The 16,921-nt window shown below is 63.1% G+C and carries 9 protein-coding genes; all 9 read left to right on the plus strand.

Annotation, left to right across the window (positions count from 1 at the left end; genetic code table 11):
* Window positions 1-27 precede the first annotated feature (27 nt).
* The 9 genes from C1A13_RS06095 to C1A13_RS06135 all read left to right on the plus strand — a co-directional run bounded on the left by C1A13_RS06095 (window position 28) and on the right by C1A13_RS06135 (window position 16,886).
* Window positions 28-1,011, plus strand: a complete 984-nt coding sequence (locus C1A13_RS06095) for a lipoate--protein ligase (RefSeq protein ID WP_101550146.1) — start codon at window positions 28-30, stop codon at window positions 1,009-1,011.
* A 10-nt stretch (window positions 1,012-1,021) separates the two neighbouring features.
* Window positions 1,022-1,693 (plus strand): MBL fold metallo-hydrolase, encoded by a 672-nt coding sequence (locus tag C1A13_RS06100; RefSeq protein WP_101550149.1) that lies wholly within the window; start codon window positions 1,022-1,024, stop codon window positions 1,691-1,693.
* Between the two features lie 414 nt (window positions 1,694-2,107).
* A complete protein-coding gene (locus tag C1A13_RS06105) occupies window positions 2,108-2,677 on the plus strand; it encodes a hypothetical protein (protein WP_101550151.1) in 570 nt (189 codons plus the stop codon).
* Window positions 2,674-13,713, plus strand: a complete 11,040-nt coding sequence (locus C1A13_RS06110) for a right-handed parallel beta-helix repeat-containing protein (RefSeq protein WP_101550152.1) — start codon at window positions 2,674-2,676, stop codon at window positions 13,711-13,713. Before C1A13_RS06105 ends, C1A13_RS06110 begins: the two co-directional genes overlap by 4 nt.
* A gap of 6 nt (window positions 13,714-13,719) precedes the next feature.
* Window positions 13,720-14,250, plus strand: coding sequence for a hypothetical protein (locus tag C1A13_RS06115; RefSeq protein WP_101550153.1), 531 nt, complete (start codon window positions 13,720-13,722; stop codon window positions 14,248-14,250).
* A 97-nt stretch (window positions 14,251-14,347) separates the two neighbouring features.
* A complete protein-coding gene (locus C1A13_RS06120) occupies window positions 14,348-15,004 on the plus strand; it encodes a hypothetical protein (RefSeq protein WP_101550155.1) in 657 nt (218 codons plus the stop codon).
* 154 nt (window positions 15,005-15,158) lie between these two features.
* Window positions 15,159-15,707: a hypothetical protein gene (locus C1A13_RS06125; RefSeq protein ID WP_101550156.1), complete on the plus strand. Its 549-nt coding sequence runs from the start codon at window positions 15,159-15,161 to the stop codon at window positions 15,705-15,707.
* A gap of 17 nt (window positions 15,708-15,724) precedes the next feature.
* Window positions 15,725-16,222 carry a hypothetical protein gene (locus C1A13_RS06130; RefSeq protein WP_101550158.1) on the plus strand — a complete coding sequence of 166 codons (498 nt, stop codon included), beginning with the start codon at window positions 15,725-15,727 and terminating at the stop codon, window positions 16,220-16,222.
* A 313-nt stretch (window positions 16,223-16,535) separates the two neighbouring features.
* Window positions 16,536-16,886 carry a helix-turn-helix domain-containing protein gene (locus C1A13_RS06135; RefSeq protein WP_172439191.1) on the plus strand — a complete coding sequence of 117 codons (351 nt, stop codon included), beginning with the start codon at window positions 16,536-16,538 and terminating at the stop codon, window positions 16,884-16,886.
* Window positions 16,887-16,921: the final 35 nt, after the last annotated feature.

Here is a 16,921-nt window from a genome sequence, read left to right on the forward strand (position 1 = left end):
CGTGGCGGCGCGGAGAGGGGGAGGGCAATGCTGCTCGTTGAAAATTTTTCGATTGACCCCTATTACAACCTGGCAGCGGAGGAATACTTCCTAAAAAAGGTTCCCGATGACGTGGTCATGCTGTGGCGCAACGACCGGGCGGTTGTTGTGGGAAAGAATCAGAATTCCACCGAGGAAATCGACGCCGCATATGTCGAGGACAGGAAAATCGCGGTCGTCCGCAGGTTGACGGGCGGGGGCGCGGTTTTTCACGACCTCGGAAACGTCAACTTCACCATCATCAGCGAGGACCGCGCGGGGGAGCAATTCAATGACTACGCCCTTTTTACCAAGCCCGTGCGCCTCTTTCTGGAGACTCTGGGAATCCGGACGGAGCTGTCCGGGCGCAACGACCTGCTGGTTGACGGACGCAAATTTTCCGGAAACGCCCAGGCGCGGTATGGCGGCCGGATGCTCCATCATGGGACGATCCTCTTTGATTCCAATATGGGGGATTTGGCGGGCGCGCTGAATCCAGGTCCGCTGAAGCTCGAGAGCAAAGCGGTCAAATCGACAAAATCCCGGGTGGAAAATCTGATTTCCCACCTGCCGGAGCCAATGACGGTGGAACGGTTCTGCGCGGAGCTCCGCCGTTTTTTCCTCACGTACTTCCCGCAGGCTTCCCCCTATGGGATCGGCCCGGCGGACGACGCGGAGATCCGGGCGCTGGTCCGTCAAAAATATGGAACGTGGGAGTGGAATTATGGGGAGTCGCCGCCATATACCTTCCGCAATGTAAAAAGATTTCCATTCGGGATTGTGGACCTCCGCATGGAGGTCGTGGAGGGCAGAATCCAAAACGCCCGCTTTTTCGGCGATTTTTTCGGACGCCGGGAGATCGACGGACTGGAACGGGCCCTGAAAGGCGTCCGCCACAGCCGGGACGCGCTGGAGGACCTTCTGCGGGGAATCCCGGTCGGGGAATACCTCTCCGGCTGCTCCCGGGCGGAGCTTTCTGGGCTCTTCTTTTAGATGGCGCGCGATGATAAAAATAACGCTGCTTGCCAACGCGGGCCTGCTGCTCGAGGCGCCGGGAGCGAGGCTGCTCGTGGACGCGCTGTTTTCGCTCCCGGCGCCCGGCTTCAGCGCGCCTTCCGGGCAGATGCTGGATTCGGCCCTCCGCGGCGGGGTGGACTGCCTGCTGGTTACCCACCGCCATCCCGACCATTTTTCAGAGGAACTGGCAGAACGGTACGCCGCCCACGGGGATTTGGCAGAGATTCTGCTCCCGGAGACGGAACCGGGACAGACGGTCAGCCGGCCAGGCTGGTCGGTCGAAGTCATACGAACAGGGCATCTGGCTGGTGGGAATGCGTTTGGCGCTGTTCCCCATAACTGTTACCTGATTGATCTTTTTGGCGTTCGGCTGCTCATTACAGCTGATGCGGAATTTCGGGTTCCAAAGGCCGCCAAGGCGTTTTGCAATGCGCGGGCCGACGTGATTTTTGTTAATCCGGTTTTCTTCTCAAACTCCGTGGGGCAGCGAATTCTGCGGGACTGTGCGCCGCGCTTGGTGTGCGTCTATCACGTCCCGTTCCTGAAGGACGATATCGGGGGGCTGCGGCGGCTTGCCGCCGGGAGCTTGAGGCGGTTCGGCAGCGCGCATAATCGAGTGGAGGCACTGATGGAGGAAAGCCAAACATTGTTTTACTGAGCTGGCTGAAAAGCCCCGACGGTTATACCCCCGAGCTCCTGAAATATCAATAGCGGAATAGCTTCAAACCGCAGGTCACAAAATATCCCCAAATCACTTCCCGCAAAAAAGCGAACCCGGGACCGATCAAAGATCGGTCCCGGGTTCGCTTTTTTGGGCATGAATGGGAAAAATGGATCGGTTTCAAAAGGTACACATTATAAAACATGGGGGAAATCTCTATTGTTCCCACATAATAAGGGAATAATTTTTTAATAAGGAAATTGTTGTTAAGAGTATATCATTTTTTCCTGCGGTTGACAACCAAAAATTTTTATAAATTCTTAGATATTATTTTATTTTACAGGTCACAAAAAGCGTACTTTTTGAGACATTTTTGAGCATCAAGTCCAGTAATAAATCGGAGGATCGGATATGGCAAAGAGGTCCAGGCAGCAGTTGGGGAACGTCCCCGTGACCATGATATGCGTGAATGCGGTGACGGAAACCACGATCAGCGGCTGTTTTGGAGAGGGGGCCCTGGCGGACAGCGTGCCCCTGCGGACGGCGAGCGGGGAATTTTATAACGGCGGCTTTGCGGAGAAGCTGCCTTTCACCGGATTTTACGACCTGGTCATGAAGCTGGACGCCGTCTTCGACTATTTCTCCTTCCCCCAGCGGGGCACTCAGCTGCGCACGGCCGGGAAACCGGGCCCGGCGGCGCGGTTCGTGCAAATGAAGGAGGACGTCCTGCCCCGGCTGACGCAGCAGTGGAACGAACGGGTGATGCAGAATGGCTGGGGGAGGTGCGCAACCTTCTCGGTGCATGTGTACGCACGGCAGAACAGCAGCTGGCAGGGGCGCGTGAGGTGGCTGGAAGGGAAGCGGGAGGAGAACTTTCGGAGCGTGCTGGAACTCATGTGTTTTCTGGAGAGCGTATTGGATATTGAGGAGCGATCCTTGCGGATAGAAGAGACAGGAAGACATGGAGGGACGAAAGAATGAAAACGTTGTGGAGGAATAAAGAACACAGCGGGAAGCGGTATACGGCGCTGCTTTTGGCGGTGCTGATGCTGATGAGTACGATCCCGGTCTTTACATACGCGGAGGATATCGTCGGGGGAGCTTCCGGAGAGGGGAGCGCGCCGGCGAGCGAAGCCGCGCCCGCGGAGGAGAGCAAACCGGATGGGGAGCAGCCTCCCGAGAGCGGGACCGCAAGCGGCGAAAGCCCGTCCGAGGAGCGCCGCCACAACGAGGACGACAAGGGGAGCACGGACGAATACAGCCTGACGGCGACGCAGGAGGAGGTCTTCACGGAGGACGGCCTCGCGGTGGAGATCACGGCGGTGTCGACCTTCCCCTTCACGCGGAACTTACATATCGAGGCGAAGGACGGCGGAAAGGCCGAGGGCGCCACGGAGGGCGCGGAGAAGGTCACGGGGGACCCGGAGGCGGTTTCGTCCGAGGCGTCCGGCCCGGAGGAGAACGGTTCGGAAGCTTCGGGCGTCCCGGAGGAATCCACAAGCTCGGAAGCGGCAAGCTCGGAAGCGAGCAGCGTTCCGGAAGTGAGCAGCGCTCCGGAAGAGAGTGCATCGAGCGAAGAGAGCAAACCGGAGGAGACGCCGGAGAGCGGAAAACCGGAGGAGAACGGCAAACCCGGCGGGGCGGAGGACTCGTCGAATCCCATCAGTGAACTTGCAGAGGCTGCGGCAAGCGCGCGGATCAATCTGGTGCGGGTGCTGTCGGCGGAGATCACGGCGGAGGAGATCGTGCCGTTGCCGGAGAGCGGCGTGTCGGAGCCGAAACCGGAGAGCAGCACAGCGGAGTCAAAACAGGAGAGCAAGCCGGAGGACCCGACGGCGGATACGAGCACCGGGGAGGAGAAGGCCCCGGCCCCGGATGGGAGCAGTTCGGAGAATCCCGCGCCGGGCGGGGAGAGCGAGGCCGCGTCCTCTTCCGGGACGGGCCCGGAGGATACCGGTTCTGAAAATGCGGGTTCCGAGGTGAGCTCAGATGCTTCCGGTTCGGAGGCCGCGAGCTCTAATTCGTCGGGCACGGACGAGACGATGAGCGAGGGCAGGGTGACGGTGAACGGGGAAGGGGAGCCGTTCCGGTTCCAGCGGAAGTTCACGGTGACGAAGAACGGGACGTATGTTATCCGGATCTATGACGGCGAGGGGCCGCTGGAGGAGCGCTCCTTCTACACGGAAGTGGAAGTGACCTCGCTGGGAGAGCTGACGGCGGAGATCGCGCCGGGAAGCAATGGACAGTACGAGGTGGCGATGGCGTCGACCTATCCGGGGACGGAGCGGTTCACGGTGGAGTTCGTGCCGGCGGTGCGGGCAATGGCCCGGTCGCGGAGCGCGGAGCCCGCGGAGGGGGAAGCGGTGGAGCTGCCCGTGGAGGATGTGACGGTCAAGAGCGGCGAAGAAAACGGCCACGAAGAAAACGCCCCGTCGGAGGTGACGGAGGCGAGCACCGCCGTGCCCGCGAGCGCGGACGGGGTGTACACCGTCAAGGCGTTCCGCGGCGAAAACCTGCTGACCACGATGTCCCTGGACGCGCCTGAAATCGAGCTGCACAGCCGGGACGTCGTCTATTGGAACCCCGACCCCGAAACGAAGAGCAACGCGGACGGCACGGCGACGATCTGGGGCGGAAGCGACGACAACCGGGGTGATGAGAACGCGCCGGTGCGTTCCTTCGAGCAGGCGCTGGAACTGGCCGCTCCGGGCGGCACGATCTACTGCATGAATCCCGCGGCGGAGAGCGCGGATTATCTGAAACGCAATTCCCAGATGTCGCCGGGAGACCTTGCTTTCAGCGGCGTCTTTGCGGGCCTCGCGCAAACGCCCGTGCGGGTGGCGCGTCATGAAAACCACCCTTCCGGGGCGATCTTTACCCTTGGAGAGGGCGTTGCGATGACCCTGTCGGAGATCGAGATTTCCGGGGCGGACGTCCAGACGGACGAGCTAATCCGTCTCGCGGGCGGCATTTTGAAGATCGGGACCGGGCTGCGCCTCTCCGGCGGACAGATTCTCTTCGAGCACCCGGATACGGCGCAGGCGGTCGAACTGCTCGCGCTGCCGGAGGACACGCTGGTGCTCTCCTTCGCGGCGGGCGAAAACGGCTTTAAAGCGTCGTTTGACGCGGCGCGCGCCGCCGAGGGGGTCTCCATGCGGGACGCGCTGGCAAAGCTTGCCCTGACCCAATCGTTACAGGCTGCGACTCCCGCCTGGAGCCTGACGGTCCGCGCGGACGACGCGAGCGTCGTCCAGGCGCGCCCGGCGGTGGTCTACAACGGAGCGGTCTATCTCTCGGGCGCGGGGGACGACGTGAATACCGGCGCCGCGGAGAACGACCCGGTGCGCACCTTCGCGCGCGCAAAGGAACTTCTGCTCAACGAGCTGTCCGGACAGGGGGAGATCCGCATCTGCGGGACCGTCCCGGTGGAAGGGGACGAAACCTGGTCCGGAGCGACCGTTTCCCGCAGCGGAAGCGGTAATAACGAGTTGATCAATGTGACCGGCAGCCTCACGCTGGATGGGATCATCCTGCATGGCGGCAGGCCGGGCGACAGCGGAAATATTTCCGTTTCCGGAGGAACGCTGACCGTCACCGGGGGAAGCTCGCTTTCTGGCGGCAAGGGCGGCAGTTCCGGTTCCGCCTTTGAGGTGCCGATGATCCGCGTCTCCGCGGGCAGTATGGTTCTGCGGGATGGAACCGTCAGCGGGACGGATGTCGGCGTGGAGATTGTCCGCAACGGCAGGTTTACAATGGAGAACGGAACCGTTTCGAACGTCCTGCGGGGGGTGGAAGTCGGCGAGGACAGCGCCTTCCGGATGGACGGCGGCTCGATCTCTGCGACGCAGACGGGCGTTGTCACGAAAGGGGAGTTCGTCCTGTCGGCGGGGTCTGTGGCCGCGCCGGACGGCGGCTTCGCCGTTTCGGTCGACCGTTCGACTTCCGCAACAAAGGCGGCCTTTTTGCTGAACGGCCCGGCCGCCGCACTCACGGGAAAAATCCGGCTCGAAAGCCCGGAGGAAACGATCACCCTGACCGGCGCGCCCGGGGCGGGGAAGGTCTTTGCGGTCGAACTGAGCGGCAGCCACCGCCCGGGCAACGTCATCGTACAGCCCGGCGGGACGCTGGCGTCGGCGGCGGATTACGCAGACGCGTTCACGCTGAGCGGGACGGCGTATCCGCTGGCGGGCTATCAAAACAATCTGGTGCTGATGGGCGGCGTCTATCTGGACGGCGCCGCCGCCGCGGACGGCAGCGGCGCTTCGCCCGATTCGCCGGTCCGTACGTTTGAAAAAGCGATGGCAATCCTCTCGAAGAGCGGCGGCGCAATCCCGGCGAAGGTCATCCTCTGCGGCCCCGTGACCGTGAGCGGTACCGAGACCTGGTCCTCCCCGCTTGATGAGACGGTCGAAGTGACCCGCTGGGATGATTCCGCCCTTACGCTCAATCAGTTTGTCACCGTTGCGGACGGCGGCAGCCTGACGCTGGAAAACGTCGCTCTGGACGGCCTCTACGGCGAGGCCGAAACATCTGTCAATACGATCGTGTCGGTCGCGGCGGGCGGCAGCCTGACGCTGGCGGACGGGGCGGCCGTCCGCGGCAGCGCGGGCAGCGGCGTCAGCGTCGCCGGCGGTTCGGTGACGCTGGCGGGCGGCGAAATTTCCGGCAACAAGGGCCGGGGCATCAACGCCACGGGCGCATCCACTGTCAAAGTCGTCTCCGGAAGAATCACCGGGAACGGTAGAAACGGCGTGTACCTCGATGGGGGCAGCATGACCATGTCCGGCGGCGAAATCTCCGGAAACTACGCCGTTGTGGAAGGGACGGAAAGATACGCGGTGCACCGCGGCGGCGGCGTCTGGATCGCCGGCGGCGGCTTTACGATGAGCGGCGGTAAAATCTCCGGGAACCTCTGCGACGACATCCTTGACCGCGGCGGCGAAGCGCTCGGCGGCGGGGTCTATTTTGCCGGCGATAGGATGTTCATGAACGGAAGCGCGGAAATCAGCGGCAATACGGCCACCAAGGGCGGCGGCGTCTATCTCGCCGGCACCAGCAGCATGGAGATGGGCGGGAACGCGTCGATCAGCGGGAACCATGTGCACGAGGCATACCCGGAGGAGGAGAGCCGCCATGAGGACGGCTCGCTCGGCGGCGGCGTCTATGTGGCGGGCGGCGATTTCGTCATGAGTGACTCCGCCTCGATCACGAATAACGAAGCGAAATCCGTGAGGGGCAGGCGGACCTCGACGGGCGGCGGCGTCTACATCGCGCCGGGGCTCGCGATGCTCCAGATCGAGGAAAGCGTGACGGTCAGCGGGAACACCGCGCAGCGCGGGGCGGGCGTGGCCCATGAGGGCGCGTACTTCAACCTGGGCGGGACCGGCGTAACGATCCCTGACGAAATCTTCATCGACATGGAGCAGAATTCCGAGGTGAAGAAATCACCGATCAGCCTGTTGGCTCCGTTGGATACCAGTAAAAAATTCCAGCTCCGTGTCCCGGATACCTATATTGGAAAAACGGTGGTCGCTGGAGCGGCCGGGTATAACGCCGCGTCCTATCTGGAACAGGGCGTGTTTACCCTGGTTGATATGGGCGGCGGCCTGACGCTGGCCGGCGAAGGCAATAACATCGTCGGCCGGGGCGGTCTCTACGTCTACCTCAGCGGGTCTGGCAACGACGTTAACAACGGTACCAGCCCGGACGACGCGGTTCGTACCTTTGCGCGCGCGAAGGAGCTGCTGAAATCCCGCTCCGCGGGAACCAACATCCTCATCAGCGCCACCGTGGTGGTTCGGGAAGACGAGACCTGGTCCCTCCCGGAGATGACGGACAACGCGGGGGAGACCTGGCGGCCGGAGATCCGCACAATGGCGGACGGGTCTTATACCTTCGCGCCGATTTTCATCTCCCGTGAGGGCGCCGGCAGCGTGGTGGAGTATCCCAACGCGAAGCTGACGCTGAAGGACGTCGTCGTCAACGGAAATGGAACCCCCATCGTGTCGGGCACCACCCAGAGCCGCTACGGAACGGGCCTGATCCAGGTCAGCGGCGGCGCGGCGCTGGTGCTGGGCGAGGGAACGGTCATCGAAAACGGCACGGGCCCCGGCGTTGTGCCCACGCGCGGTACCTGCACGATTGACGGCGCGATCATCCGCAACAACGCGGGCCCCGGCCTGCACACCCCCTCCGACCACATGACGATTACGATGAACAGCGGCTCTGTGACGGGCAACCAGATGGGCGGCGTCATCATTGAGGGGAATACCCACAAGTTCATCCTGAACGGCGGAACCATTTCGGACAACACGCACGGGGAAAGCGGGCTTACGGGCGATTCGGTCAGCGGGCTCGGCGGCGGCGTCTGCATCCGGGCGACCGGCTCCTCCTTCGAGATGAGCGGCGGCACAATCAGCGGCAACACGGCCTCCGGCAGCGGCGGCGGCGTTTACCTCAGCGCAACATCTGGAAGCATTCCCTCTTGTGTCATCACCGGGGGTAAAATTACCGGGAACCAGGCGGGTGCGGATGGCGGCGGCGTCTACAGTGGTACCAACAGCAGCCGAAGCACCGTCGTGGTGAGCGGGGACACGGAAATCTCCGGCAACACGGCCGGGCGATACGGCGGCGGCGTTTACGGCGAACTGACGCTGGAGAGTGGCGCGATCAATAGCAATGCCGCAAAAACCGGCGGTGGCGGTGTGGATGGCAACGTGACCATGCGGAACGGATCCATCTCAGACAATACGGCGGAGGCTGGCGGCGGAATTAACGCTTTTGGAAATATAACTGCACTCTACGGCGGCGAGATCAGCGGAAACACCGCTCTCTTTGGCGGCGGCATCCTTGTGAGAGGCGGGACTGTCCTTGTGGACGGCGGGTCGATCACGGGCAACCACGCGACCGGAACGGACTACGTGGTAAAGACGGGCGGCGGCGCCATCGGGACTGGGATGACCAGTTCTATTACCATCCGCAGCGGAACCATCTCGGGCAACACGTCGGCAACAAACGGCGGCGCCATCATGATGGGGATGGTGGGCAGGTCTTTCACAGTTGAGGGCGGCGTAATCAGCGGCAACGAGGCGGCTTGGGACGGCGGCGGAATCTACCTGTTTTCGTGCACGAATTTTACCATGTCGGGCGGCAGCGTCTCCGGCAACCGCGCGGGAGGCAGCGGCGGCGGCATTGGGATCAGCGATAGTACGACCAAGCAGGTCTACAGCGGCGGCAGCATTACGGGAAATACGGCGGCGGCGAACGGCGGCGGCATCGATCTGGTGGGCAACGCCACGTTCAACGGCGTCACCGTCTCGGACAATACCGCCCTGGCGGGCGGCGGCGTCCGGGTCTCAGGCGAAAAGAGCACCCTCACGATCAACGCGGGCGGCGTCACCGGAAACAGGACGACGGCGGCCGGTGTGACCGGCGGTGCGGGCGTCTACGTCGACGGCGGCACGGTCACGGCGGCGGGCGGACAGATCTCCGGCAACGCCCTCGGAAACAGCACGCAGCATGGCGGGAGCGTCTATGTCGCGGACGGCAGCTTTGTCCTGAACGGCGGGCGGACCGCGATCGACGGGACCATCCATCTGAATACCACCGCGTCTCCCGTCCGGGTTTCGGCGGCGATCACCCAGAACCGAAAGTACCGCCTGACCATGAACATGGGCGGCGGCGACACGCAGTATCAATCCGGAAGCGCGGTGGTCAGCCCGTTAAGCGGCAGCGCCGTATCGGACGCGTCCGCCTACCTGCGGTATTTCCAGGCGGACACGGAGGCCCTGCTGCTCGATAAGGCGTCCCCCAACATCGTGCTGCGCAAGATCGTCTTCCTGGACGGTGAAAACGGCGGCACGAGCGAGTGGTACGACGGCTCGACCCCGGCGCGCGCCTTCAAGACCTTTGAATCGGCAAAGGCCGCCCTGGCCGGGGAACCGGGCGCGATCTACGTGACCGGAACCGTGACGGTGACCGAACCGGGGACGGGCTGGACCCTTGCGGACGGCCAGTACCTGCGCCGGTATAGCGGCTTTGAAGTCTCGGGGCAGAAGACCTACGACGCCTTCGCGGGCGACCTTGTCCGCGTGGCGGACGGCGGAACGCTCACGCTCGGCGGCATTTCGATCGAGGGCAGGCGCAGCGCGGAGGACAGCTATACCGCCGCGGGCACGCTGGTGCGCGTCGCGCGCGGCGGCAGCCTGACGATGGGCGAGAACACGGTGCTTTGCAACAACAAGACCTCCGGCGACGGCGGGGCCGTCGTTGTGGAACCGGACGGCATCTTCGCGTTCAACGGCGGCGCGATCTCCAACACGCAGGCGGCGCGCGGGGACGCGGTCCACCAGAACGGCACGATGAGCGTCAACGGGAACCCCACGGCCGAGGGATCCGTATACCTCGCGGCCGGAAGGACGGTCGATGCCGTAACGGGATTTGCCGGGACGCTGACGGTGGACGTGGCGGATCCCTACGCGGGCCGTGAAGTGGTCGCCTATCAGGGCGTGCTGGTTTCTCCCGCTCCCGAGCTTGCCAAATTCACGCTCGCGGAGGCGGTCGCGGCCCAGTACCGGCTGGTGCACGGCACGGTCGGAAGCGGGCCCGACGGCGGGCACAGCGTGCTCAAGCTGGGCGAAAAGGGCTTCGTCTATGTGGACGGCTCCCTGTCGGCGGATGCGGGCGACGGCGCGACCCCGGACGGGGCCTTCGCGACGCTGAATAAGGCGTATAGCAGCCTGAAGGCGGACGGCGGCGGCACGATCTATATCGTCAACCCGGTGAAGATTACCGGCTCGGTCAAGATCAATTCCGACAGCTACATCTTCAACGTCACCGGTGCGGGCGCAGTCACGATCAAAGGCGGCCCGGTCGCCATCAAGCGCTACTCCAAGCCGGTTTCGCCGCTGCCCGGGTACGGCAAGGCGTCCAACACGGCGGAGCTTTTCATTGTTGAAAACGGCGGCACCCTCCAGGTCGCGGGCACGACGCTTGACGGCCACAGCGAGGCGGTGACGCAGGGCGCGGAGGCGCTGGCCGCGCCCGCGGTCGAGGCGCAGGCGCCGCTCGTGACGGTGCGGTCCGGCGGAAGCTTCCATACCGACGACGGCGCGGTCCTGCGCAACAACCGGAATGCTTCGGCAGACGGACAGGGCGGCGCGGTGTATATCGCGGAGGGCGGAACATACAAGCTCTACGGCGGTTCCACGATTGCAAACACCCACGCGGAGGAGGGTTCGGCGGTCTACCAGGCCGGCCAGCTGATGATCTCCTCGGCGGCGGGCACGGATGAGGATCTGTCGGTCGAGGGAGAGGTCTTCCTCGGGACGGAAAAATATATCGAAACCTTCAACGCCTTTGCACCGAGGGGGGCCCTGAAGATCGACCTGGCAGACGCCTACAAAGGCAGGACGATCATCACCTATGACGCGCAGAATCCGGATACGATCGTTGTCGACCCGTCGAAGGCCGCGCTGTCCGGCCGGGTATCGGCGGGCTTCACCGCCGGAAAGCGGGAGGGCGGGAACGTCCTCGAGCTGCAGGCGAAGGGCGCGGTCTATATCGACGGCATAAACGGCAGCGACGATAGGGACGGCGGATCGCCCGCCCAGGCGGTCAAGACCCTCGCGAAGGCGTATGAAAAGCTCGCCGCGCAAAAGGGCGGCACCCTCTACGTGGTGGGAGAAGTTGCGATCCCGGAGGGCCAGAACATCACGCTGAGCGGACAGGAGCTCTATGGAATGGGCTATGTGGACGCGGGCGGTCCGGTGACGATCATGCGCTATTCCCAGCCGGAGGCGCACGAAAGCCTCGGAGATAACTACGCGGTAGCAAGCAACAGCGGTTCCATCTTTACAGTTGACGGCGGCAGCCTGACGCTGGAGGAGATCACCGTCGACGGGCACCGCCACGGTGTGACCGGAGCCGCGGAGATCGCCTCGCCGGGCATCGGCGGCGAAGCCGCCATCACCGTGAACAAAGGAAGCCTGATCCTGAACGAGGGGGCGGTCTTGCAAAACAACGCCTCGAAGCTACCCGGCGGGGCAATCGCCACACCTCTGTCGGCCATGGACAAGTCGATCGAGATCGAAATCAACGGCGGCAAGATTACCGGAAACCTTGGTATGAGCGGAACTGATACTAATAGCGTCGGCGCAATCTTCGTAGGCCAGGGAGCTTCCCTGAAAATGACGGACGGGGAGATCTCCGATAACGAGGGAGGCGAGGCGCAGTACATGATCGGCGGCATCGCGACGTTTGGCGGGCAGGTTGAAATTACCGGCGGAAGCATCCGGGAGAACCGAGGCATGGGCCTCTGGCTCAGGCTGGGGAACGCCTCGCTGAAAAACTGCTTGATCGCGGACAACACGGGCGCCCAGTACGCGGGCGGTGTCGGAATCGCCGGAAGTACGGTGGTGGCGGAAAATCTGACGCTTTCGGGCAACACGGTCACCGGCGGCAGCGGCGGCAACGGAATCTACCAGAACGGCACGCTGCGCCTGCGCGGCAGGGCGACCTCCTTCGGCGCAGACCAGTACGTCTACCTGCCGAAGGGAAAAGTCATCAACGTGGACGGGGCGCTTCCGGATTCCGCGGCGATCCCGGTGGACATGGACCGCGCGGACGTTGACACGGACTACGGCCCCGGCCGTAACGTCGCCGTCTATTTAAACGGCGTCGTGGAGGACGTCGCGGACGAAACCGCGAAGTTCCTGCTCGCGGAGAGCATCGATTACACGCTGGCGAAATCCACCACGGAAGCAAATACCCTGGAGCTGGGCGAGCCCTTCCACTTCATGGACCTGGAGCGGGACTTCCTGAAACAGGCGGGCGTCCCGGCGACGATCATGGCGGAGGTGTCCTCCGACGACGTGGTCAGCTGCGAACTCTATCGTGGAACAAATAAGATCGACACGTCGTTTGGCGGCGTGGTCAATTCGGGCAACGGGGGCAAAGCATCGGTTTCGGTCACCTTTACGCCGAACTGGGGCGATGACGGAGTTTACCACCTGGAAGCCACGGACGCCAACGGGACTGTCGCGAAAAGCGGTTCGTTCAGCCTTTCACTTTGGAAGGTACAGTACAGTACGGGCGACCGCACTGCGGTGCAGACCTCGACGCTCGGCGCGGATGATTCCGGCCCCAACGACACGGCGTCGATCGTCATAGCCATCCAGCAGCCGTTGGCCGGCGGCACTTCGACATCGCTTTCCGTGGGCATTGGAAGCTATACGATGGAGAGCGCCGACGCGGATTACGCCCCGCAGCTTGTCAGCAAGGAGGCCGTCACGGCCGGACGCACGGAGTGGGGCCGCAATGACGCCATGAATAAGTTTGCATGGACGAGGCCCTACGAGGGTACGGAATATCCGGTCAGCCAGACACGCGGGTGGAACCAGACGGTTACTCTCCCATTCAATTTTTACAATGCGAATGCCATCAGCGAATCCCGGGACGGCTGGCTGTCGATGAAGATATCCCTGCTTGAGCGTGGCGCGGCAAACGCCTACGCGGACGACATGGCGCGGATTCCGTTCCATACGAACCCGGTCTCGATCGACGCGACGGTGCCCCTGTGGGTGTGCATGTACGGCTACGGCGGGGACGGCAAGGTCGTCACGCCGGAGGAGGGGAGCTACGTCATCAAGAACAACTCCCTCTTCCCGGTGCAGGTCACCGGAATGTCGGTGAGACCGATGGGAAACTGGTCGTTCGTACAGCCCCCGGCAGGCGGGTTCCTCACGAACGGGAGCTACGACGTCTCCAGGAACAACCTCTCCGCCGGTCAGGCGGCGCTCCGGCTGGATACCCAGTGGGTTTCGGCGGACGCGGGCGCGGACTGGACGGCGGCGGATAAAACCGGCCCGCTCTTCAAGCCCATCGGGGCGGCGGCGGAACGCGCGGTGCCCGTCGAATGTTACATCCCCGAGGGGGGCGTGACGGCGGACGGGGAGACCCAGATCGCCGCCGTGACCTATACGGTGGGCATCAGCGGCGCGGCCGGTGACGGGGGGTGATAAGCGATGAATGAAACGGAAAGCGCGGCCCCGAAAAAGGGCCGCGGGAAACTGCTCTTGCTTCTGCTGCTCCTGATCCTGCTGATCGCGGCGGGCGTGGGAGGCTGGTACTGGTGGCAGAGCCAGCAGGACACCTTCTTCGACGTGGCGGCCATGACCGGCCACCTCCCGGGCAAAACGGAGGAGGAGATCCAGGCGGAGCTCAACCGCGTGGTGGAAGAGGGCATGTTCAACATTGCGATTAACACCTATCTCATTTTCCCGGACGGGAACGGCGAAGGGCTCGCGAACATCGAGAACATCGCCGCCAACCGCTACAACATGACGGTCCAGATCACGCTCGACAGCACGGGCGAAACGGTCTACCAATCCAAAGGTATCAGGCCCGGACAGTACATCCAGTATATCAGGCTGTCCGAGGACCTGCCGGCGGGTGTCTATAACGCGACCGCGGTCTTCACCGCGCACATGCCGGACGACGAACATTCGATCGCCGGGCAGGCGGGCGCGAAGCTGGTCCTCGAGGTAGAAAACTGAATGCGGCCGCAGAACTGAGGAGGGGGTATGTGAGCGAATCACTTTTTATAAGGTTTCAAAACAATCCCAATACAAAACATCTTAGGAGGTCAAAACAATGAAAAAACTGTTAGCGGTTCTCTTGGCAATCACGATCGTCATGTCCATGGGCGTTGTCGCGTTCGCGGCGCACGATGGCGGTACACACGGCATTGACTCCGAAGCTGCGGTCGGCGAGCAGAAGGAATTGGCCACCAGCGGCGGAAGCCAGTTCGGCAAGACGGATTTCTACCTGAACATCGATAAAAACGCCGTGTCCGGGGATACCCAGATCAGCGCGACGATCCCGCTGTGGGTCTGCATGTACGCCTACGGCGGCGACGGCATGGTTGTTACGCCGGCCGACGCGTACAAAATCCTCAACACCGGAACGGATACGGACATCAAGGTCTATGCCATGCGGGCGCTGCCGCAGGAGGGCTGGACGTTCAACACCTTCGATAGCAGCGTTTACAGCGGCGGCGGCTATGTCCGTGCGAACAACACGCTGACCGCGGCAAAGACGATGGCGATGACGGTCAACGGCGTGGACCTTTCCACGATTTCCGACAGTGAAAACACGGATTTGGCCGCCCCCTGGAAGGTCGTTAAAAATAACGGTACCACCGACGGCGAGCTGAAACTCCCCCTGCAGGCGTATATTGCCCCCGGCGGCGTGAACGAAGGCGACGACACCAACGTTGTGAACGTGATGTATTTTGTCACGGCGGCTTAATTTCTTCCTTAACATCCCGCGCGGGGAACTCCCCCGCGCGGGGGCCTTCGGGCCCTGCAGGACATCCACCCGAGCCCGCGGAGCGATCCGCGCCCCAACAAGGAAACAAACGGCGCAAGCCTTGAAATAGAAACAAAATAAGGCGGGATGGACGATGAACGGAGAAAAGACGGAGGAGCGGGCGAACGCAACCCGGGACGGCGGCAAAAAGCTGCTCGCCGCGGCGTGCGTCCTGCTGCTGCTCGTGCTGGGAATCCTGGCGTTTCTGCTGCTGCGCGCGCCCAAGGCGGGGCCGTCCGGCCTCGCGCGGGAAGCGGCGGCGCTCGCCGGGCAGCTCGAGGGCAAGACGGAGGAGGAAATCCAGGCTGAGCTCAACCGGATCGTGGAAGAGGGCATGTTCAATATCTCGATCAACACGGCGCCCACCTTTGAAAACGGAAAGGCCGAGGGCCCGCTCCAGATCGAAAACGTGCCGGGCAACCGGTATCTCATGCAGGTGCTGATCACGCTGGACGACACGGGCGAGCTGATCTACGAAACGGGGCTCATCGAGCCCAACCACCACATCCAGTCGGCGAAGCTGGATGTGGAGCTGGAAAAGGGCGAATACCTCGCGACGGCGGTCTTTAACGCATACGACCCCGAGACGGAAGAATATATCGGGTCGGCTGGCGCGAAATTGACGATCACCGTCTTAAGCTGATCACGGGAGGGACAAGGATGAAACGGATGAACAGGGTTCTGGCGGCGCTTCTGGGGTGCGTGCTGGCGCTGTGCATGGGAATCACGGCGCTGGCGGCGGAAACGGACACCGGGGAGCCGATGGGCGCGCCCTCCCACGCGGAAAGCGGCGGGCACGGGACGAAGGAGGCGGCGGCGGTCGGCGGCCTCGCGGACTTCGAAAGGAATCCCGGGAACAGCTTCAGCGCGTCGACGCGGTTTTACCTGCGGATCGAAAACTCCCCCTACATCGGCCCGTCGGGCGGCGGTGGGGGCGGCGATTCGGTGCGGGTGCTCGTGCCGCTCGACCTTCCGGACGACCTCAAGCTCATCGATGACCTGCCCATCCCGCTGTCGATCCCGAACACGGGCGACGGCCCGCTGCCCACTGCGGCGTTTGCGCTGCTGGCGGTTTCCGCCGCCCTGATCGCGGCCGCCGGGTATCAGAGCGGCGGAAAATCCCACCGCGGACGGGAGGACCGGACGCCACCCAAGTGATGAATGAAGCCCCCCGCGTCAACAGGCTGCACGATTGACGCCGGCCCGCTCGGCCGGCGTAATTGTGGCGGGCGGATATACGGAAGGCCGGGGAGCGGTGAAAAACCGCTCCCCGGCCTTTTTCGACCCTCCCGGAGGAAAGCGCGCGGCGATTTTCAAAACCTTCCCTGCAAGTATGGCGGCTGGCGGCGGTTCACGCATCCAAAAGCAAAGGGAACGGGGCGGCTTTTGAATGCGCACCATAATTGCAGAATTACAGTTATTTCCATTCTTCGACAAAATCCCCTATACTTCGACATAGGGAGTGATGTCAATGACGGTACAGGTTCTGGGACAGAAGATCAGGTATCTCAGGCGGAGAGAGGGCCTTTCACAGGAGGAGTTTGCGGCCAGGGCGGGCGTCAGCCACCGGAAGCTCAGCGACATCGAGTGCGGAAACGGGAACCCCACCTTTGATACGATGGACTGCATCGCCGCGGCGTTCGGCCTCCAGATCGAGGAGCTGCTTCAGCCGGATATCGAGGTCGACCTGCTGCCCAGAAGAGAGCTTTCCCGCCTGCAGCCCATGGTCGACCGCCTTCCCGAGGCGTGGCAGGAGCTGTTTGTCCGGGGGGCGGAGGGCGCTCTGGCCATGTGGCTCGAGACCGTCCGCGGGCGGGAATAGGAAAGCGCCGGTTTTTTGCTCGCGGGCCGGCGGCC

The sequence above is a fragment of the Anaerotruncus massiliensis (ex Togo et al. 2026) genome, assembly GCF_900199635.1.
Classification (GTDB): Bacteria; Bacillota; Clostridia; order Oscillospirales; family Ruminococcaceae; genus Anaerotruncus; species Anaerotruncus massiliensis.

Coding starts and splice junctions, on each gene's coding strand:
- C1A13_RS06120 (WP_101550155.1), top strand. CDS start 14,348: ATGAAAAAACTGTTAGCGGTTCTCTTGGCAATCACGATCGTCATGTCC.
- C1A13_RS06110 (WP_101550152.1), top strand. CDS start 2,674: ATGAAAACGTTGTGGAGGAATAAAGAACACAGCGGGAAGCGGTATACG.
- C1A13_RS06095 (WP_101550146.1), top strand. CDS start 28: ATGCTGCTCGTTGAAAATTTTTCGATTGACCCCTATTACAACCTGGCA.
- C1A13_RS06135 (WP_172439191.1), top strand. CDS start 16,536: ATGACGGTACAGGTTCTGGGACAGAAGATCAGGTATCTCAGGCGGAGA.
- C1A13_RS06130 (WP_101550158.1), top strand. CDS start 15,725: ATGAAACGGATGAACAGGGTTCTGGCGGCGCTTCTGGGGTGCGTGCTG.
- C1A13_RS06125 (WP_101550156.1), top strand. CDS start 15,159: ATGAACGGAGAAAAGACGGAGGAGCGGGCGAACGCAACCCGGGACGGC.
- C1A13_RS06105 (WP_101550151.1), top strand. CDS start 2,108: ATGGCAAAGAGGTCCAGGCAGCAGTTGGGGAACGTCCCCGTGACCATG.
- C1A13_RS06100 (WP_101550149.1), top strand. CDS start 1,022: ATGATAAAAATAACGCTGCTTGCCAACGCGGGCCTGCTGCTCGAGGCG.
- C1A13_RS06115 (WP_101550153.1), top strand. CDS start 13,720: ATGAATGAAACGGAAAGCGCGGCCCCGAAAAAGGGCCGCGGGAAACTG.